14 protein-coding genes are annotated in these 20307 nt (G+C 71.0%); 8 read left to right on the top strand and 6 right to left on the bottom strand.

Translation table 11 applies throughout. The features are described from left to right. Nucleotides 1-48: 48 nt before the first annotated feature. On the top strand, nt 49-3042 hold the full coding sequence (gene fxsT, locus OG285_RS09865; RefSeq protein ID WP_356827180.1) for an FxSxx-COOH system tetratricopeptide repeat protein: 2994 nt from the start codon (nt 49-51) through the stop codon (nt 3040-3042). Nucleotides 3043-3136: 94 nt separating this feature from the next. Here fxsT and OG285_RS09860 read toward each other — a convergent pair whose 3' ends face one another. From OG285_RS09860 to OG285_RS09845, 4 genes are all read right to left on the bottom strand, one after another. Next, nucleotides 3137-6982 (bottom strand): multifunctional oxoglutarate decarboxylase/oxoglutarate dehydrogenase thiamine pyrophosphate-binding subunit/dihydrolipoyllysine-residue succinyltransferase subunit, encoded by a 3846-nt coding sequence (locus tag OG285_RS09860; RefSeq protein WP_371790773.1) that lies wholly within the window; start codon nt 6980-6982, stop codon nt 3137-3139. 269 nt (nt 6983-7251) lie between these two features. Next, complete coding sequence (locus OG285_RS09855) at nt 7252-8343, bottom strand: ATP-binding protein (protein ID WP_371793494.1); 1092 nt, start codon at nt 8341-8343, stop codon at nt 7252-7254. 71 nt (nt 8344-8414) lie between these two features. Continuing rightward, nucleotides 8415-9152: a response regulator transcription factor gene (locus OG285_RS09850; protein ID WP_164266008.1), complete on the bottom strand. Its 738-nt coding sequence runs from the start codon at nt 9150-9152 to the stop codon at nt 8415-8417. Nucleotides 9153-9285: 133 nt separating this feature from the next. Beyond that, on the bottom strand, nt 9286-9975 hold the full coding sequence (locus tag OG285_RS09845; protein WP_371793493.1) for a spermidine synthase: 690 nt from the start codon (nt 9973-9975) through the stop codon (nt 9286-9288). A gap of 153 nt (nt 9976-10128) precedes the next feature. Here OG285_RS09845 and OG285_RS09840 point away from each other — a divergent pair, with 153 nt between their 5' ends. Together OG285_RS09840 and lon are read left to right on the top strand one after the other, a co-directional pair. Further along, nucleotides 10129-10968, top strand: coding sequence for a rhomboid-like protein (locus tag OG285_RS09840; RefSeq protein WP_371790772.1), 840 nt, complete (start codon nt 10129-10131; stop codon nt 10966-10968). A gap of 27 nt (nt 10969-10995) precedes the next feature. Continuing rightward, complete coding sequence (gene lon, locus OG285_RS09835; protein WP_371790771.1) at nt 10996-13398, top strand: endopeptidase La; 2403 nt, start codon at nt 10996-10998, stop codon at nt 13396-13398. A 63-nt stretch (nt 13399-13461) separates the two neighbouring features. Here the strand turns inward: lon and OG285_RS09830 are convergent, their stop codons facing one another. Further along, nucleotides 13462-14295, bottom strand: a complete 834-nt coding sequence (locus tag OG285_RS09830) for a lysozyme (protein ID WP_356827176.1) — start codon at nt 14293-14295, stop codon at nt 13462-13464. A gap of 232 nt (nt 14296-14527) precedes the next feature. On the opposite strand from OG285_RS09830, the gene OG285_RS09825 reads away from it, so the two are divergent. Next, the gene (locus OG285_RS09825; RefSeq protein WP_356827175.1) at nt 14528-15010 is read left to right on the top strand and encodes a MarR family transcriptional regulator; all 483 of its coding nucleotides are present in this window, start codon (nt 14528-14530) and stop codon (nt 15008-15010) included. 73 nt (nt 15011-15083) lie between these two features. On the opposite strand, the gene OG285_RS09820 is transcribed toward OG285_RS09825, so the two are convergent. Continuing rightward, entirely contained in the window at nt 15084-15866 is a 783-nt protein-coding gene (locus tag OG285_RS09820; RefSeq protein WP_356827174.1) for a hypothetical protein, read from the bottom strand. Nucleotides 15867-16242: 376 nt separating this feature from the next. Here OG285_RS09820 and OG285_RS09815 point away from each other — a divergent pair, with 376 nt between their 5' ends. From OG285_RS09815 to OG285_RS09800, 4 genes are read left to right on the top strand one after another with little or no spacing between them, the layout of a single operon-like run. Continuing rightward, nucleotides 16243-18819 (top strand): nitrate- and nitrite sensing domain-containing protein, encoded by a 2577-nt coding sequence (locus tag OG285_RS09815; RefSeq protein WP_371790770.1) that lies wholly within the window; start codon nt 16243-16245, stop codon nt 18817-18819. After that, entirely contained in the window at nt 18816-19301 is a 486-nt protein-coding gene (locus OG285_RS09810; protein WP_356827172.1) for a roadblock/LC7 domain-containing protein, read from the top strand. The genes OG285_RS09815 and OG285_RS09810 overlap by 4 nt, the downstream gene beginning before the upstream one ends. Next, entirely contained in the window at nt 19280-19687 is a 408-nt protein-coding gene (locus OG285_RS09805; RefSeq protein ID WP_164266009.1) for a DUF742 domain-containing protein, read from the top strand. The genes OG285_RS09810 and OG285_RS09805 overlap by 22 nt, the downstream gene beginning before the upstream one ends. Next, nucleotides 19668-20294 carry an ATP/GTP-binding protein gene (locus OG285_RS09800; protein ID WP_371790769.1) on the top strand — a complete coding sequence of 209 codons (627 nt, stop codon included), beginning with the start codon at nt 19668-19670 and terminating at the stop codon, nt 20292-20294. The genes OG285_RS09805 and OG285_RS09800 overlap by 20 nt, the downstream gene beginning before the upstream one ends. Nucleotides 20295-20307 lie beyond the last annotated feature (13 nt).

Below are 20307 nucleotides of genomic sequence, written 5' to 3'. Positions count from 1 at the left end.
CGTCAACATGGCGACTTCTGTTCACACTTGAGTGGTAGGTGCACGACAGTGACGCAACTGGTTGAGGGGGCGACGATGGCGGACCCGGCGCCCCACGTCACGGTGGTCTTCGCCGGGCAGAGCGAGCCCTGGGCCCACTGGATGGCCCGGCAGCTCACGGAGGTCGGGACCGCCATCGCCCTGGTCCGCTGGAACCCGGCCCGCAGCACCCCGACGACCGACGCCCTGACCGGCATGCTGACCGCACCCGGGCGGGTCCTGCTCGTCATCGACGACTGGTTCGAGCGGTTCGACGACGGCCTCCGCACGGCGTGGGCCGACGCGCTGCGCCAGGTGCTCGCCGAGCACCCCGAACGGATCGCCGGGGTCAGCGTGACGACCCGCCCCCTCCCGGAGGCGATCATCGCCCTCGGCCCGGTCGCGCTGCGCGGCCTGAGCGCCGACGCGGCCCGCAGGCGGGTGCTCGAAGTCACCGGCACGGCACAGAGCACGGCCCGCCCGGTCACCCTGGACCGCGCCCCGAGGTTCCCCGACGACCCGCCGGACATCCAGAACGTGCCCCGCCGCAACCGGAGGTTCACCGGCCGCAGCCGACTGCTCGACCGGATCCATGACGCTTTCGCGGCGGCCGTCGGCGAGGGCGCGGTGCTCGCGCTGTGCGGACCGGGCGGGATCGGCAAGACTCAGATCGCCCTGGAGTACGTCCACCGCTTCAAGGGCGAGTACGACATCGTCTGGTGGGTGGACGCGACCACCACCGGCACCGCCCGTGAGCAGTTCGGCGCCCTCGCCGACACCCTCGGGGTGGGCGTCGGCAGCAAGCTCGACCAGTCCATAGCCGCGGCCGCCGGACAGCTGCGGGCCACCGGCGACAGCTGGCTGATCGTCCTCGACGGCGCGGGCGATCCGGAGAAGCTGTCCGCCCTGCTGCCCGACGGGGCCGGCGACGTCCTGGTCACCACCAACCACCGGGAGTGGTCCACCAGGGCCGATCTCTTCGAGGTCCGGCACTTCGAGCGCGAGGAGTCCGTCGCCTTCGCGGGCCGCCGCTCCGAACGGCTCTCGCCGTACGAGGCCGGGCTGCTCGCCGAGGCCGTCGAGGACCTGCCGCTGCTGCTCGACCAGACGGCGGCCTGGCTCGACATCAACCCCACCGTCGACATCCCCCAGTACATAAGGGAGTTGACCGAGAGCGACCCCGACCGCTTCGGAGTGCTGGCCTCCCAGGACTACCCCGTCGCCTTCCAGATCGCCTGGGCCAGGACCCTCGGCAGCCTGCGCGAACAGGACCCGGGCGCCTGGAAGCTGCTCAACCTCCTCGCCCGCTTCTCACCGGGCGTGCTGCCGCTGAGGCTGCTCCAGTCGGCGCGCGCCGCCGACCTCCCCACACCCCTGGACCGGGTCGTCCCGGAACCCAGCAGCTGGAACTCCGCCCTGCGCCGCCTCTCCGAAGTGACCTCCATGCGGCTGGAGTACGACCCCGTCCCGCGGATGGGCGGCTCCGTCACCGTCGCCGCCCTGCGGATGCACCGCATCTTCCACTCCTTCGTACGGCACGCCCAGACACCCGCGGAGCGTACGGAGCTGACCGGAGCCGCCCTCAAAGTGCTCGTCACCGCCGACCCCCGGGACCCCGCGTCGTCCCGCAACTGGTCCCGCTACGCCGAGCTGATCCCGCATCTGGAGACGGCCGGCGCGCTGGAGTCAGCCGACGAGGACGTCCGCAGGCTGGTGCTCAACTGCATCGAGTACCTGCGGATGCGCGGCGAGTACGAGGAGGGCGGGCGGCTCAGCCGCGCTGCCGTCGAGAGCTGGGAGCCGGTGTCCGGCGGCACCAGTACGTCCGTCCTGGTCGCCGTCCACCAGCGCGCCAACATGGAGCGCAGGCTGGGGCGTTACACCGAGGCGGAGTCGGTCGGACGCGGGGTGCTCGACCTGCTGCTGCGCAGCCCCGGAGCCGAACCGATCGAAGTCATCAGGGCCAGGGACGGGCTCGGCGGCACCCTGATGGCGCTCGGCCGCTACGACGAGGCCCGGACGCTCTTCGAGCAGGCCGACCGGGAGGCCGTCACCACTCTGGGCGACGCCGAGGTGCCGCGCACCCTGTCCATACGGAACAACCTGGCGGAGGCGATGGGTCTCCAGGGGCAGTACCAGGCGTCGCTGGAGCTCCACCAGTCCATCCTGACCGCCCGGGTCGCCCTGCTCGGCGGGCGCAACCCGCTCACCCTGCACTCGGCGCTGCGCACCGCGACCATGCTGCGGCTCCTCGGCCGCTACCGGGAGGCCCTGGAGATCCAGCAGCACAACTCGCGGCTGCACGGCCAGGAGCTCGACCGCAACCACGGGCAGACCCTCAACGCCGATCACAACCTCGCCCTGTGCCTGCGCCGCGACGGGAAGCTGTACCAGGCCAGAGCGCTGCTGGCCAGTGTCCGCAAGCGGCGGGTCGCCCGGCGGGGCCGCCGCCACCCGGACACCCTGCGGGCCGGCGCCGACTTCGCGATGCTGCTGCGTGAGGCGGGCGAGTTGCGCGAGGCCTACGAGATCGCGGACGAGACGGCCTCGCTGTACGCGCTGCAACTGGGCGAGCTGCACCCGTACGCGGTGGGCACCCGGGCCAACCTGGCGCTGCTGCAGGGCGACGCGGGCGACGACGACGGCGCACGGGAACTCGCCGAACAGACCCTGCGGCAGATGAGCGATGCCGTGGGCGCGGACCATCCGTGGACGCTGGGCTGCGCCTTCAACACCGCGACGGCCCGGCAGCGGCTGGGGGACGTGGAGGGCGCCGTACGGCTGGGTCACGACCTGGTGGACCGGGCCGTACGGACGCTCGGACCGGGGCATCCGCTCACCACGACCGCGCAGTCCGCGCTCGCCCGCGACCTGCGGGCGGCCGGTGAGACGGCGCTCGCCGAGCGGCTGCACGCGGACGCGCTGGCCCGGATCACCGAACTGCTCGGGGACGGGCACCGGCACACCCGCAGTATCCGGGACGGCGCGGTGCGGTACTGGGACTTCGAGCCGCAGTTCGTGTGAGGCCGGGCGGCCCCGCTCCGTGCGCGGTACGCCGTGGGGCCCGGACGCATCGTGTGATGCGTCCGGGCCCCACGGATGTACCTGCTCGTACCGCCTAGGCCTCGAAGACCTCGGCGACCAGCTGGGCCTGCTCGGCCTGGTGGCGCTTGGCGGAGCCGACCGCGGGCGACGAGCCGTGCGGCCGCGAGATGCGGCGCAGGCGCTCACCGTGCGGGACGTCGGCGCCGACGGCCAGATCCAGGTGGTCGATCAGGTTCAGCGCGATGAACGGCCACGCACCCTGGTTCGCCGGCTCCTCCTGCGCCCAGAGGTACTTCTCGGCGTTCGGGAACTTGGCGATCTCCGCCTGCAGTTCGGCACCCGGCAGCGGGTACAGGCGCTCCAGGCGGATGATCGCGGTGTCCGTGACGCCGCGCTTGGTGCGCTCCGCGTCCAGGTCGTAGTAGACCTTGCCCGCGGTGAACACCACCTTGCGCACGGCGCTGGGGTCGACGCTGTCGTCCCCGATGACCGGGCGGAAGCCGCCCGTGGTGAACTCCTCCGCCTTCGACGCGGCCGCCTTGAGGCGGAGCATCGACTTCGGGGTGAAGACGACCAGCGGCTTGTGGTGCGGGTTGTGCACCTGCCACCGCAGGAGGTGGAAGTAGTTCGACGGGAGCGTCGGCATGGCGACCGTCATGTTGTTCTGCGCGCACAGCTGGAGGAAGCGCTCCGGGCGGGCGGACGAGTGGTCCGGGCCCTGGCCCTCGTAACCGTGCGGGAGGAGCAGGGTGACGCCGGACGTCTGGCCCCACTTCTGCTCGGCGGCCGAGATGTACTCGTCCACCACGGTCTGCGCGCCGTTGACGAAGTCACCGAACTGCGCTTCCCACATGACCAGCGACTCGGGGCGGGCCAGCGAGTAGCCGTACTCGAAGCCCATCACCGCGTACTCGCTGAGCAGCGAGTCGTAGACGTTGTACCGCGCCTGGTCGTCGGAGAGGTAGAGCAGCGGGGTGAAGTCCTCGCCGGTCTTGCGGTCGATGAGCACCGCGTGCCGCTGGCCGAAGGTCCCGCGGCGCGAGTCCTGGCCGGAGAGGCGGACCGGGGTGCCCTCCAGGAGCAGCGAGCCGATGGCGAGGGTCTCGCCCATCGCCCAGTCGATCGTGCCCTCGTCGATCATCGCGGCCCGGCGCTGCACCTGCGGCAGCAGCCGCGGGTGCACGGTGATCCGGTCCGGGATGTTGACCTGGGACTCGGCGATGCGCTTCACGACCTCCTGGGAGATCGAGGTGTCCACGGCGACCGGGAACTCCGCCTGCGGGACCGGCACCGAGGCCTCGGCGGGCTCCGCGGTGGCCTCGCGGACCTCCGCGAAGACCTTCTCCAGCTGGCCCTGGAAGTCCTGGAGCGCCTGCTCGGCCTCTTCCAGCGTGATGTCGCCGCGACCGATGAGGGACTCGGTGTAGAGCTTGCGCACCGAGCGCTTCTTGTCGATCAGGTCGTACATCAGCGGCTGCGTGAACGAGGGGTTGTCGGCCTCGTTGTGACCGCGGCGGCGGTAGCAGATCAGGTCGATGACGACGTCCTTGTTGAACGCCTGACGGAACTCGAACGCGAGGCGCGCGACGCGCACCACGGCCTCCGGGTCGTCGCCGTTCACATGGAAGATCGGCGCCTCGATCATGCGGGCCACGTCGGTGGCGTACATCGAGGAGCGCGACGACTCCGGGGCGGCGGTGAAGCCGACCTGGTTGTTGATCACGATGTGCACGGTGCCGCCGGTGCGGTAGCCGCGCAGCTGCGACATGTTGAGCGTCTCGGCGACGACGCCCTGGCCCGCGAAGGCCGCGTCGCCGTGCAGCGCCACCGGCAGCACGGTGAAGTCCGTGCCGCCCTTGTTGATGATGTCCTGCTTGGCGCGGACGATGCCCTCGACGATCGGGTCGACCGTCTCCAGGTGCGAGGGGTTGGCGGCCAGCGAGACCGTGATCTGCTCGCCGTCCAGACCGGTGAACGTGCCCTGGGAACCGAGGTGGTACTTCACGTCGCCGGAGCCGTGCATCGACTTCGGGTCGAGGTTGCCCTCGAACTCGCGGAAGATCTGGGCGTACGACTTGCCGACGATGTTGGCCAGCACGTTGAGACGGCCGCGGTGGGCCATCCCGATGACGACCTCGTCGAGGCGCGACTCGGCGGCCGAGTCGATGACCGCGTCGAGCAGCGGGATGACGGACTCGCCGCCTTCGAGCGAGAAGCGCTTCTGGCCGACGTACTTGGTCTGCAGGAAGGTCTCGAACGCCTCCGCCGAGTTCAGCCGGCGCAGGATGCGCAGCTGCTCCTCGCGCTCGGGCTTGGCGTGCGCGCCGCGCTCGATGCGGTCCTGGATCCACTTGCGCTGCTTGGGGTCCTGGATGTGCATGAACTCGACGCCCGTGGTGCGGCAGTACGAGTCGCGCAGCACGCCCAGGATGTCGCGCAGCTTCATCATCGACTTGCCGGCGAAACCGCCGACGGCGAACTCGCGCTCCAGGTCCCAGAGGGTGAGCCCGTGCTCGATGATGTCCAGGTCGGGGTGCTTGCGCTGCTTGTACTCCAGCGGGTCGGTGTCGGCCATGACGTGGCCGCGGACCCGGTAGGAGTGGATCAGCTCGAAGACGCGGGCGGCCTTGGTGACGTCGTTGTCGTGGGAGACGTCGATGTCCTTGAGCCAGCGGACCGGCTCGTACGGGATGCGCAGCGCCTCGAACAGGTCGTCGTAGAAGCCGTTCTCGCCGAGCAGCAGGTTGGCGAGGATCCGCAGGAACTCGCCGGACGCGGCGCCCTGGATGACCCGGTGGTCGTAGGTCGAGGTCAGGGTCATGACCTTCGAGATGCCCAGCTTGTTCAGGGTGTCCTGCGACGTGCCCTGGAACTCGGCCGGGTAGTCCATCGCGCCGACGCCCATGATGAGGCCCTGACCGGGCATCAGGCGGGGCACGGAGTGGACGGTGCCGATACCGCCGGGGTTGGTGAGCGACGCGGTGACCCCGGTGAAGTCGTCCATCGTCAGCTTGTTCGCGCGGGCGCGGCGGACGATGTCCTCGTACGCCTGCCAGAACTCGAAGAAGTTGAGCGTCTCGGCCTTCTTGATGGCCGCGACGACGAGCTGGCGGTCGCCGTTCGGCTTCACCAGGTCGATGGCGAGGCCGAGGTTGACGTGGGCCGGCTTGACCAGCGTCGGCTTGCCGTCCTTCACCGCGAAGGAGTGGTTCATCGACGGCATGGCCTTGAGGGCCTGCACCATCGCGAAGCCGATGAGGTGGGTGAAGGAGACCTTCCCGCCCCTGGCGCGCTTCAGGTGGTTGTTGATGACGATGCGGTTGTCGAAGAGCAGCTTCACCGGGACCGCGCGGACGGACGTGGCCGTCGGCAGCTCCAGCGAGGCGTTCATGTTCTTCGCGACGGCGGCGGACGGGCCGCGCAGGGTCACCAGTTCGGGACCGGCCGGAGCCTCGGGCTCGGCGGCGGGCTCGGCCTTGGCAGCGGCCTTGGCGGCCGGAGCGGGCTGTGCGGCGGCCGCGGGCTTCGCGGCGGCAGGCGCGGCCGGAGCCGGGGCCTGCGGCGCTGCGGGCGCGGCAGCCGGGGGAGTGGCGGGCGCGGCCGGAGCCGCTGACGTGGTGGGAGCAGCCCCCGCGGCTGCGCCCCCCTGCGTGGCGGCCGCCCGGCCGCTCTCGCCCGACTGGTGTGGAGGGCTCGCGCTCACCGGGTCCGCACCCGCGGTGGGAGCACCGGCAGAACCTGGCTTGTAGTCGGCGAAGAAGTCCCACCAGGCACGGTCAACCGAATTCGGGTCCTGGAGGTACTGCTGGTAGATCTCGTCGACGAGCCACTCATTGGGACCAAAAGCTTCGGCAGGACTCTTGTCCTGCCCCTCCTGGTCGGTCGAGATGCTCGAATTACTGGGGGACTGAGACGACACGGCGTTAACCGCCCTCTTCCGCTTCACAAGGTGATGGACAGCGGAAATAAAGGCTACGCCTCCCTGGCCTGGAGGCGCAGGCCGGGCGGTCCAACGTCGTGTAAGTCACACTCGAAAGCTGGTTTCGGGGCTTGAAATGGCGGGAAACAAGCGTGGTTCCCCCTCATGCGGGTATGACGCGTCACAGCTACCGCCCCTTGGCCGGCACCCTCTGACGCGCTTACCCGCGGGTTCCGTACGGAACCCACGCTTCCGCTGGAGACTTTACGTCAACTTGGTGATTTCGATACGCCCGGAAGAGTGACCCGTATCCGGCAGCCACGGGACGATTCGGCCACCCCGATCCGCCCGCCGTGCAGATCGACGGCCCAGCGGGCGATGGCCAGCCCGAGCCCGGTGCCGCCGTCGCTGCCCGGACCGTGCGGAGAGGGCGCACGGCCCCGGTTGAAGCGCTCGAAGACCCGGTGCCGCTCGGACTCCGGGATGCCCGGGCCCTCGTCCACGACCTCCAGGTCCAGCGACTCCGGCTGCTGGCCGCGCCGGGCGCGGACCGTGACCCGGCCGTGCGGCGGGGAGTGCTTGACCGCGTTGTCGATCAGATTGGCGACCACCTGGTGGAGCCGCTCGGCGTCCGCGTGCGCCGTCAGCTCCGGCGGCGAGACGTCCAGATGGAGGTGGACGTCCGTCCGGGTGTGCTGGCCTCCGGAGCCCGAGGCGCCCGCGCGCTGCGCGGCTGCGAGACTGGCCTCCTTCAGGACGCCGGAGAGATACGGCCACACCTCGAAACGGCCCGCCTTGAGCGGCACCACTCCGTTGTCCAGCCGGGAGAGGTCGAGCAGCGTCTCGACCAGCCGGCCCAGCCGCTCGGTCTGCTTGAGCGCGGTGCGCATCGTCTCGGGGTCGGCGGCCGACACCCCGTCCACGACGTTCTCCAGCACCGCCCGCAGGGCCGCGATCGGGGTCCGCAGCTCATGGGAGACGTTCGCGACCAGCTCCTTGCGGTGCCGGTCCACCGCCTCCAGGTCCTCGGCCATCCGGTTGATGGTCGTGGCCAGGTCGCCCAGTTCGTCCCTGCGGTCGGCGCCACTGACCCGCCGGGTGTAGTCACCGTGTGAGATCGACCGCGCGACGGTGTTCATCTCGTCCAGCGGCGAGGTCAGGCTGTGCGCCACGAACTGGGTGATCAGCATCGAGGCGATCACCGAGAACACCGTGATGAACCGCAGCTCCGTCTTGGTCCGCAGCGCCACGAGCAGCAGCCCCGTGGTGATGAAGACCGACACCACCACGAGCGTGCCGAGCTTGGCCTTGATCGACACCGGGAGGGGGCGCTGCCGGTTCCACGGCCGGGGCCGGGTCAGCACCCCGCTCAGGCTGCGGCCCAGGTCCCGGGGCCGGACACCGCTCCAGGTCCGCTGGAACCGCGGACGGTTCATGGTGCCGGGGTCTCCAGCGCGTACCCGACACCGTGCACCGTACGGATGCGCTCCGCACCGATCTTCCTGCGGAGCGCCTTGATGTGGCTGTCCACCGTCCGGGTGCCGGAGGCGTCGGCCCAGTCCCAGACCTCGGCGAGCAGCTGCTCGCGCGAGAGGACGGCGCGCGGGGTGTTCGCCAGGCAGACCAGCAGATCGAACTCGGTGGGCGTCAGATGCACGTCGTCGTTGCGCACCCGCACCCGCCGCTGCGCGTGGTCGATCTCCAGCTCGCCGAGGCGCAGGATGCCGCTGCGCGGCGTCGAGGCGGCGATGGTCGCCCGCTCCACCCGCCGCAGCAGGACATGGACGCGCGCCGCCAGCTCGCGCATCGAGAACGGCTTGGTCATGTAGTCGTCGGCGCCGACACCGAGCCCGACCAGCATGTCGGTCTCGTCGTCGCGGGCCGTCAGCATCAGGACCGGCACCGGCCGCTGCGCCTGGACCCGGCGGCAGACCTCAAGGCCGTCGAAGCCGGGCAGCATCACGTCGAGAACCATCAGGTCCGGCTGCCAGCCCTGGGCCGCGTCCACCGCGGCCGGGCCGTCGGTGGCTGTCTGCACCTGGAAACCCTCGGCCCGCAGCCGTGCGGCGATGGCGTCGACGATTGTCGGGTCGTCCTCGACGACCAGCACCCGGCGCTGGGCGCCCGGGGTGGCCGCGACGCCGTTGTGGGTGGTGTGTGTCTGCTCCATCGCCCGCCCCTGGAAGTGCGCTCTTGGTCTGCGATCTGCTGCGTACGCGGCTGGACTCCCAGCCGCGTTCTTGGACAAGGCGTCCAGATCTCATCTGCCGGTCAGCAGACTAGATGCACGGACGCCGTCCCGGCTACGCAGGGCGAACACCGAGATGGACCACGTCAGGCACGCCCCGGGCAACTGGCACCTCTTCGGTCCGTACCCCGGTGAACCCGGCATTCCGCAAGGCTTCCTCAAAAGTCTCCGATGGCTGAGCCGACCAGACGGCCAGGATTCCGCCCGGTTTGAGCCGTTCCATACACGCTGCGAGCCCCCGTGCGGTGTACAGGCCGCCGTTGTCGTCGGTGACCGTCCACCCCGGTCCGTTGTCGATGTCCAGGCACAAAGCGTCATAGGCCGAGGCGGATCCGCGTACGTGGGCGACCAGATCGGTGGGCAGGATCACAGTCCGGGGATCCGCGAGCGCCGCGCCGGAGATCCGGGCGAGCGGGCCCTCCAGGTGCCAGTCGATGACGGCCTGCTCGCGCTCGACGACCGTGATCCGGCCCCAGCGCGGGTTCGCCGCGGCGTGTGCGAGTGAGAACCCGACGCCGAGTCCGCCGATGAGCACGGAGGGACGGTCGCGGCCGGCCGGCAGCGCGGCCAGGGCCACGTCGATCAGCAGCCGCTCCGAACGGCCGTCCGACGTGTCCATCAGAAAACACCCGTTGGCGATGATCTCGAAGTGCTCCCCGCGCTCGCGCAGCACGACCTCGCCGTACGGGCCCTCGCGCCGGTCGAGTGTGCGTACGTCCTCGATGCCGGTGATGTCGATGGGGATGTCTCCTCCCGGGTCGGCCCCGGACGCCACGGGGGGTGCGGGGGTTGCTTCGTGTGGTGCGCGTCATAGGCGCGGTCGGAGGCTATCCCGGAGAGTGAACGGTGGGGAAAGCGGAGTCGAACGGACAGACCGACGGCCGACGGGACAGACAGAGTGCACCACATACAGCGGATACGGCGCCCGGCCGGTGGCACGGGCCGGGCCCTGTCGCCCTTGCTGCGCCTGCTGCCCACCCCCGCCGGGACACCCTTCACCTTCGTCTACGTCCTGGTGCTGGTCGCCACCTCGCTCTTCGCCGAGCACGCCGACCCGCACACCGTCACCGCCCTGCTGCGGGACTCCAGTACCGACATGGCCCATCTGGCCCGCACCCCGCTGCTCGTCCTGGTGGGCAGCGCCCTGTGGATAGCCGGCGGGCTCCTCTCGACGTCCGCCGTCGGCTTCCTGCTCGTCCTCACCGCCCTGGAGCGGCGCATCGGCGCGCTGCGCACCGGCGCGGTGTTCCTGGCGGGGCATGTCCTGGCGACGCTGGCCACCGAGATCCCGGTCGGTGTCGCGGTCGCCGCGGGCCATCTCCCCGACTCCTCGCTCCACCGAATGGACTACGGCATCAGCTTCGGTCTGATGGCCGGCGTCGGGGCGCTGTCCGGACTGCTCCCGCCGCTGCTGCGCTGGCCGCTCCTGGCGGCCGTCGCCACGACGCTCGTCCAGGCGCTGCTGGTGCTCGGCGACCCGCTCACCGACTGGGGGCATCCGCTCTCCCTGGCCATCGGGGTGGCCTGCTGGCCGCTGGTGCGCCGCTGGGCGGCCGCCAGGACAGGCAGGGCGCCCGAGGCGTCCGCACCTGCCACGTCCGCCCCGCCCGCCGCCCCGTCCGGACCGGTCGGCGCGGCAGCCGCCGATGCCTCCCCGGTGGGGTCCGCGGGCCCGATCGCTGAGAGCGAACGGCCGCCCGGGAACACCAGCACCCTTCTCGGCATTGAGTCTGGATAGCTCAACTTCACTGCCTAAGGGGAGATCATGGCTGACACGTCCACACCGCTCACCCTGCCCGTGCTGCCACTCGACGACGAGGTCGTGCTGCCCGGAATGGTGGTGCCGCTGGACCTTTCCGACGACGGCGTACGTGCCGCCGTGGAGGCCGCCCAGGCGTCCTCCACCCGCTCCAGCGGCAACAAGCCGCTGGTCCTTCTCGTTCCGCGGCTCGACGGCAGCTACGCGAGCACCGGCGTCCTCGGCACCGTCGAACAGGTCGGCAGACTCTCCGACGGAGACCCCGGCGCCCTCGTTCGCGGCCGCGGCCGGGTGCAGATCGGCGCGGGCACCACTGGCCCCGGCACCGCGCTCTGGGTCGAGGGGATCCGGATCGACGAGGCCGACCCCGAGCCGCTGCCCGGCGCCGTCACCGCGCTGGTCAAGGAGTACAAGGCCCTCGCCACCGACTGGCTGAAGAAGCGCGGGGCCTGGCAGGTCGTCGACCGCGTCCAGCAGATCGAGGGCGTCTCGGCCCTCGCCGACAACTCCGGCTACTCGCCGTTCCTCACCCTCGCCCAGAAGACCGAGCTGCTGGAGACCGCCGACCCGGTGGCCCGGCTGAAGCTCGCCGTCCAGTGGCTGGGCGAGCACCTCGCCGAGCAGGACGTCGCCGAGTCCATCGCCAAGGACGTCCAGGAGGGCGTGGACAAGCAGCAGCGCGAGTTCCTGCTCCGGCGCCAGCTGGACGCCGTACGCAAGGAGCTCTCCGAGCTGAACGGCGAGGCGGACGACGAATCCGACGACTACCGGTCGCGGGTCGAGGCCGCCGCCCTGCCCGGCTACGTCAGGGAGGCCGCGCTCAAGGAGGTCGAGAAGCTGGAACGCTCGTCCGACCAGAGCCCCGAGGGCTCCTGGATCAGGACCTGGCTCGACACCGTCCTCGAACTGCCCTGGAACGAACGCACCGAGGACGAGTACGACATCCGGGGCGCCAAGGCCGTCCTGGACGCCGAGCACTCCGGCCTGGACGACGTGAAGGAGCGCATCACCGAGTACCTGGCGGTGCGCAAGCGCCGTGCCGACCGGGGCATGGGCATCGTCGGCGGGCGCCGCGGCGGCGCCGTACTGGCGCTCGTCGGGCCGCCCGGAGTAGGCAAGACCTCACTCGGCGAGGGAGTGGCGCACGCCATGGGCCGCAAGTTCGTCCGCGTCGCGCTCGGCGGCGTACGGGACGAGGCGGAGATCCGCGGACACCGCCGCACCTACGTCGGCGCGCTGCCCGGCCGGATCGTGCGGGCGATCAAGGAGGCCGGCTCGATGAACCCGGTCGTCCTGCTCGACGAGATCGACAAGGTCGGCTCGGACTTCCGGGGCGACCCGGCGGCCGCCCTGCTCGAAGTGCTCGACCCGGCCCAGAACCACACCTTCCGGGACCACTACCTGGAGGTAGAGCTCGACCTGTCCGATGTGGTGTTCCTGGCCACCGCGAACGTGCTCGAAGCCATTCCGGAGGCGCTGCTCGACCGGATGGAGCTGGTCAGGCTCGACGGCTACACCGAGGACGAGAAGGTCGTCATCGCCCGCGACCACCTGCTGCCCAGGCAGCTGGAGCGCGCGGGTCTGGAGCCCGGCGAGGTGACGCTCGACGACTCCGCGCTGCGCAAGCTGGCGGGGGAGTACACCCGCGAGGCGGGCGTGAGGAATCTGGAGCGGGCCGTCGCCAGGCTGCTGCGCAAGGTCGCCGCCCAGCACGAACTGGGCGACCAGGAGCTGCCGCTCACCGTCACCGACGCACAGCTGCGGCCGCTGATCGGGCGCCCGCACCACGTGCCGGAGTCCGCCCAGGACCCGGCGGAGCGCCGTACGGCGGTGCCCGGCGTGGCGACCGGACTCGCGGTCACCGGCGCTGGCGGCGATGTCCTGTTCGTCGAGGCGTCGCTGGCCGACCCCGAGACCGGCGCGGCGGGGCTGACCCTCACCGGACAGCTCGGCGACGTCATGAAGGAGTCGGCGCAGATCGCGCTCTCCTTCCTGCGCTCGCACGGCGCCGAACTGGAGCTGCCTGTCGCGGATCTGAAGGAACGCGGGGTGCACATCCACTTCCCGGCGGGCGCGGTGCCCAAGGACGGCCCGAGCGCGGGCATCACGATGACCACGGCGCTGGCGTCGCTGCTCTCCGGCCGGCAGGTCCGTACGGATGTGGCCATGACCGGTGAGGTGTCGCTGACCGGGCGGGTGCTGCCGATCGGCGGGCTGAAGCAGAAGCTGCTGGCCGCTCACCGGGCGGGCATCACGACCGTGGTGATCCCCAAGCGGAACGAGGCCGATCTGGACGACGTCCCCGCCGAGGTGCTCGACACCCTGGAGGTGCACCCGGTGACGGACGTACGCCAGGTCCTGGACATCGCCCTGTCCCCGGCGGAGGTACGGGTCCCGGCGGCCGCCTGAACGGCTGCGCCTCACCAAGGGGCCCCCGGCAGCTTGCCGGGGGCCCCTGTGCGGATCGCGGGGTCAGCCGTTGGCGAGTGCCTGCACCCGGTCCAGCGCGCCGTTGAACTTGTCGTGGTCACCGACCGTCGGTCCGGTCGAGGTGTACTGCCACATCGTCTGGAAGCCCCAGCCCGCGGGCAGCGCGCCCGGCGCCGAGTCGTAGCGGGCGATCCAGAGCGGGTTGGTGGCCCCGAAGCTGCTGTTGTTCCCCGTGCACTGCGTCCACCAGCTGGTCGCGGTGTAGATGACCGCGTCGCGCCCGGTGAGCGACTTGTAGGTGGTGGCGAAGTCGTGGATCCAGGCGACCATCGATGCCGCGCTCAGGCCGTAGCAGGCGTCGCCGTACGGATTCCACTCGATGTCCAGCACACCCGGCAGGGTCTTGCCGTCGCGGGACCAGCCGCCGCCGTGACTGACGAAGTAGTTCGCCTGGTTCGCACCGCTGGAGTCGTTGGGCGTCGCGAAGTGGTACGCGCCGCGGATCATCCCGACGTTGTACGAGCCGTTGTACTGCTGCGTGAAGGAGGGGTTCGTGTAGTAGTTGCCCTCGGTGGCCTTGGTGTAGGCCCACCGCACACCGCTGCCCCACAGCGTCGCCCAGTTGACGTTGCCCTGGTAGCCGGAGACGTCGACGCCCTCGGTCTGGGCGGCGCGGGTGTCGTGGGGGGTGCCTCCCTGGCCGTCGTGGGCGATGACGCCCATCCCCATGGTCGCCGTGCCGCGCGCGGGGGCGACGGGACTGTCGGCTGCGGACGCCTGGCCGGGCAGGGCCAGCAGGGAGGTGAGGAAGGCGAGAAGAATCCCGACTGCGGCAATGCGTCCGCGTCGGGCCGTTCCGGATCTGAGCACGGGCATGTGCGTGCCTCCGAAAGGCTCGGTGGGGGAGCTGGGGGAAGTCTCCCGGCATGTCGTGTTGTGAACATGTGAACATGTCGGCGGTGACGACGCTACGCACGTAGACCCGTACGGCGGAAGGGGGCCCGGGTGCTGCCGTTGGTCTACTCCTGCGAAATACTGGCCAAGCTGCGGCGATGGCAGAGGCTGAAAGAAACTTTCAGGATCGGGAAAGCTCGTAAGGGGTGCTGACGTGCACGACAGCGGTACTGGAAGTGAACTCCCCGTCGCGCCCAAGAGTGGTGTGGACCATGAATTCCTGGCGCTGGAACGGGAGTTGGCTGTTTTCCTGCGTCGTGCGCGGGCCTCGTCCGGTGAGATGTCGCGCGCCGTCCATCCCGATCTGGAGGCCGCCGCCTACGGACTGCTGGTCTGCCTCGACGAGTTCGGCGGACAGCGGGCCACCGACCTGGCCGCCTACATCGGAGTCGGCCGGGCGACCATGAGCCGTCAACTGCGGTCCCTGGAGGACCTCGGGCTGGTCACCCGTGAGCAGGATCCCGGGGACGGGCGCGCCTTCCTGGTACAGCTCACCGTCGAGGGGCGCGAACGGATGCGGCGAGTACGGGACGCGCGCCGGGCCGAATACGTGCGCAAGCTGGACGGCTGGGACCGGGCCGAGGTCGCGGAACTCGCCCGCCTGCTGCACCACTTGAACGCCCGGGCCGAGGACTGAGCCCGGGGCCGGGCGCGGAGTGCGGGCGGGCCGCTGGGCCGGGGCCGCGGGCTCTCCGCCCGGCCGGGGAGTCCTACGGCTCCAGCAGCACGGCCGACGCGTCGTCGTGCGTCTTGCCGTTCCGCAGGAACACGCGGTCCGTGTCCGCGTCCTCCAGCGCCCGCACCCGCCCGATCAGGGCCTGCGGACCCTCCTTGCGCAGCACCGCGAGGCACTCGGCCCAGTCCCCCTCCCGGAACACCTCCACCCAGCGGCTCGCGCCGTCGCTGAGCGCGGCCAGCGCCCGCACCTCCGCCAGGGGCGTGCGTCCGGTCACCGCGCGCGCCGCCACCGCCGGATCGGCGGCCGCGGTGAAGAACCCGCCCTCCTGGTTCCGTACGGCGTCGGCCGTCGCGTCGGTCGCCAGTACCTCGCGCGGCAGCCGGTCGAGGCGGTCGTCCAGCACCGCGCGTACGTCCCCCGAGGCGTCCTCGATCAGCAGGACCGAGTCGGACAGCACCAGGTGCTCGACCGTCTCGCCGGACCAGCGCGCCATGACGACGGTTGCCTGCGGGGTCCGCACGTGAGAAAGGTCACAGATTGAGCCGTGCGCTTCGGCGGTAAGGCGAATCGCCTCCGCGAGTACCTCACGCAGGCTCATATCCCGTCGCGAACCGGACAGTTCGACCAGGGAGCCGCCGAGCCGGGCGGTGAACCACGGCACACCGTGCACACATCCGTCCGCCCCCGCGGGCGGTGTCACGCCGTCGAGCAGCACGAGCAGCCCGCCCCGCCCCGCGGCAGGCAGGACCGCACCGGTCCAGTCCTCGTTGGGGCGTTCGGGGGTGCCGGGGGTGGAGGCGAGTTCGATCCGCATACCGTTCAGTCTGCCTGAGGCCTTCACGGAGGGCGCACAGTCGCGGGCGAATGGTACGGACCGCCACGCCGGCCGTGGAACTTGGCACGGAATGTACGACTCCGTGACGGCGCCGACGCGCTGCGGGCGCGCATCCTGCCAAAGCCGGTCCGGAAGTTCCAACCGGCGCCCCGTGCACGCACCGCGTGCGCGGGGCGCAGAGTTGTTCGCCAACTTGCTGTTGATGTTCACTCGTTCAGGTGGCTGACCTGGTGATGCGCACTCCCCTCCCAAAACCACTGGAATGGTCAGAAGCCGTACCAGAGGTGGGAGCGCATCCTTGTGATCAGTCATCACCTCGGCGTCATGCGTGGACGAGTCAAGATTGTGAGCACCGGTGCAGAACAAGCGGCTTCGGGGCAACAGAGGCGCGCCGCCCGAGCGCACCGTCCGGGTACGCAGGCGCCTGGTCGCCGGTGTGGCCGTCGTCGGTCTCGCCGTCCTCGCGGCGAGTGCCCCCGCGGTCTACAGCGCTTCGGCCGAACTGACCGACGCCCAGCGGCTGGTCACCCTCGGTGACCTGGACCAGCAGACCGTCTCCCTGGCGCACGACCTCGCGGACGAGCGGGACGACGTCACGGTCTACATCGCGGGCGGGCGCGCCAAGAAGGACAAACTGGCAGCCGACCGGGCCACCCGCGTCGACAGCGACATCGCGGAGATCGGCGCGGCCGCACCCGCCGCCCTCCGGCACGATCTCGCCACCCTCCCCTCCGTCCGCCGGACGGCCCTGACCGGCAAGAGCACCGCGCTCGAAGCCAACAAGGCGTACTCCGACCTGATCGAGAAGGTCCAGGAGACCTCGGACCAACTCGCCGACCGGACACCGCCCGAGGCCGCGGCGGCCACCCGTGCCGGGGTCGACCTCGGCCACGCGGTCGGGCAGGCCTCACAGACCCGCGGGCTGCTGCTCGGCGCGCTTGCCGTCCCGCGCCCCGCATCGGCCCCCGTGTACGACCCGGTGACCGGCACCTACGTCCAGCAGCCGGGTGACACCGGCGGCGAGGGCGGCCGCACCCGGGACGGGCTGAGCGCGGCGGCCCAGCAGGCCAGGGTCCGCGAACTCGCGGCCCTCGCCGACTTCGACCAGGCCGCGGACCCCGCCGACCAGGAGTCGCTCGCCTCCACGGTGTCGGGCCCGGAGGTCAGCACCGCCGAGGCCTATCTCGCACACCTCGCCGACCGGCCCACGCTCTCCGCGGCGGACCTCAAGACCGACCCGGCCAAGCTCGGCGCCGCGCTCGGCGCACGCACGGACCAGATGCGCGGTGTCGAGGCGTCGCTCGCCACCCGGCAGGCCAAACGGCTCGCCGCGCTCCGCGACGACGCCGTGACCGCGCTCGAACTGCGGATCGCCCTCGCCGGGGTGCTGCTGCTCCTCACCATCGGGGTCGGCGCCGCCGTCGCCCGTACGCTCACCCGCCCGCTCGCCGTGCTCCGGATCGGCGCCGCGCGCCTGGCCGGCGCCCCCGAGTCGGAGGAGCCGATCGCCTTCACCGGCCGCAACGACGAGTTCGCCCAGGTCGTCCGGTCCATCAACGCCCTGCACAGCAGGGTGCTGGCCGCGGGTGCCCGCGCCGACGCCCTCGCGGGCGACGAGCGCGAGCTGCGGGGCGGCCGGGACCGGTTCGACGCCGAACGCGCCATGCTGGAGGCGGACACCGCAGAGGTCACCGCCCGTCTCGACCGGCTGCGCCACACCGTTCAGGCGACCTTCGTCAACCTCTCGCTGCGCTCCCTCGGCCTGATCGAGCGTCAGCTCACCATCATCGAGGGCCTGGAGGAGCGCGAGCAGGACCCGGAAGCGCTCGCCACCCTCTTCAAGCTCGACCACCTGGCGACCGTGCTGCGCCGCCACGGCGAGAACCTGCTGGTCCTCGCGGGCACCGAGCACGGCCCCGGCCAGAGCGGCGGTCCGGTACCTCTGGTGGACGTGCTGCGTGCCTCGGTCAGCGAGATCGAGCGGTACGAGCGGGTCGCCATCCAGTCCCTGCCGCCGCACTCCCTCGTCGTGGGCTTCGCCGCCGACGACATCAGCCACCTCGTCGCCGAGCTGCTGGAGAACGCCACGGCGTTCTCGCCGCCGGAGGCCCACGTCCAGCTCTCCGGCTGGCTCCTGGAGAACGGCGAGGTGATGCTCTCCGTACAGGACGAGGGCATCGGTATGTCGCCCGGCCGGCGCACCGAACTCAACGCGCTGCTCGCCGACCCCGAGGCGTCCCGCCCGGGGGCACCCGGCGACGAGCAGTCCGGGCTCGGCCTCCACGTGGCCTCGCTGCTCGCCAAGCGGCACGGCGTACGGATCGAGCTGCGCGAACAGAAGCAGGGCGGGGTGGCCGCCGTCGTCGTGCTGCCCAGCGCGCTGCTGCCGGACGAACCCCCGGTCACCCCGGCGCACTTCGTCCCGGACGCAGGGTCGGCACCCGGCATCAGCCTGCCGGGCTCGGCGGCCGAGGCCAACTCCAACACGATCCCGACCAGGTCGCGTTACGAGATCGGGGCCGACGCCCACGAGCGCACCCCCGACGAGGTGGACGAGCCCACCTTCATGATGCGGCGCCCCAGCCCCGTAGCGGAGCCGGAGCCCGCACCCGAGCCCGTGCGGCAGCCCGGCCCGGCCGCCGCGGAACCCGGCCCGGACCCCGCCACCGGCGGTGTCCCGGAGCAGGGGGCCGGACGCATCACCGACAAGGGGCTGCCCAAGCGCGTCCCCAAGGTCACCAAGCCCACCGGGACGGCCCCGAAGCAGCGCACCGGCGGCGTGGACGCCGCGGCCCTGCGCAGCAGGCTCGGCGGCTTCCACCAGGGAGCGAAGGACGGCCGCAAGGACGTCGAAACGGAGATCTCGGAGCAGAGATCGGATGTTGTACCTACCGATGACACGGGGGACAGTGTCGAGGAGGCACGCAGTTGACTGCGCCCAGCACATTCGGACTCAGCAGTGAAGCCCGCAACCTGCACTGGTTGTTGAAGAACCTCGTGGAGGAGGTCCCAGGGCTCCGTTCGGTCGCCGTCGTCTCGTCCGACGGGCTGATGCTGCTCTCGTCGGACCCCGAGGTCTCGGCAGCCGGCGCGGTCCGGCCCGTCCGGCAGGGCGGCCCCAAGGGGTCGGCCGCCGATCTCGCCACCATCGTCTCCGGCATCGGCAGCCTCACCATCGGCGCCGCGAAGCTGATGGACGGCGGAGGCGTCAAGCAGACGATGGTCGCGATGGAGGAGGGCAGCGTCTTCGTGATGTCGATCAGCGACGGTTCGCTGCTGGGAGTCCATGCCACACCGGACTGCGACATGAGCGTCGTCGCGTACCACATGGCGCTCTTCGTCGGGCGCGCCGGTCATGTCCTCACCCCCGAACTCCGCAGCGAGTTGCGCAAATCGATGGAGAGCGCCCAGTGACCCCGGCCCTTCCGGTCCGTAACCCGGATCGCCGCCCCGCGCGAGTACGCCCGTACTCGCTCACCGGCGGCCGCACCAAATTCGGCCACATCCTCTTCGTCGAGACCTTCGTGGCCGCGATCGAAGCGTCACCGGAGCGCCCGGAGCTGGCCAACGGCCCCGCGCGCCTCATGCCGGAGATGCGTGCCATCGTCGAGATCTGCCGCCGGATGCGTACCGTCGCGGAGATCTCGGCGCTGCTCAAGATGCCGCTGGGGGTCGTCCGCGTCCTGCTCAGCGACCTCGCAGACCAGGGAAAGATCCGTGTGTACGGTACCGGGCACGGCGAAGGCCAGCCCGACCGCGCTTTGCTCGAAAGGGTGCTGAGTGGACTCCGCCGTCTCTGAGACGCTGATCCCCGCCGAGGCCGAAGAGTCCGTCCAGGCCTGGCAGAACGACCGCACCCGGGCCCCCATAGCCACCAAGATCGTGGTGGCGGGCGGCTTCGGCGTGGGGAAGACGACCTTCGTCAGTTCCGTCTCGGAGATCACCCCGCTCCAGACCGAGGCCCTGATGACCCAGGCGAGCGAGGAGACCGACGACCTCAGCGCCACACCGGACAAGCTGACCACCACGGTCGCGATGGACTTCGGCCGGCTGACGCTCGACGACGACCTCGTGCTCTACGTGTTCGGCACGCCGGGGCAGCAGCGCTTCTGGTTCATGTGGGACGACCTGGTGCGCGGCGCGATCGGCGCGATAGTGCTCGCCGACACCCGCAGGCTCGCCGACTGCTTTCCCGCGCTCGACTACTTCGAGAGCTGCGGGCTGCCGTACATCGTCTCGGTCAACCACTTCGAGGGCACGCCGGACTTCGAGGCACAGGACGTGCGGGAGGCCCTGACGATTCCTCCGCACGTGCCTGTACTGATCATGGACGCGCGTAACAGAATGACGGTGGTCGAGTCACTGCTTGCCCTGGTGGGGCACGCACTCGACACCACCCCCGAATAGGAGAACAACCCGC

The organism is Streptomyces sp. NBC_01471, assembly GCF_041438865.1.
GTDB lineage: Bacteria > Actinomycetota > Actinomycetes > Streptomycetales > Streptomycetaceae > Streptomyces.
The sequence above is the reverse complement of the archived record's forward strand: the minus strand, read 5'-3'. Positions and strand labels throughout refer to the sequence as shown.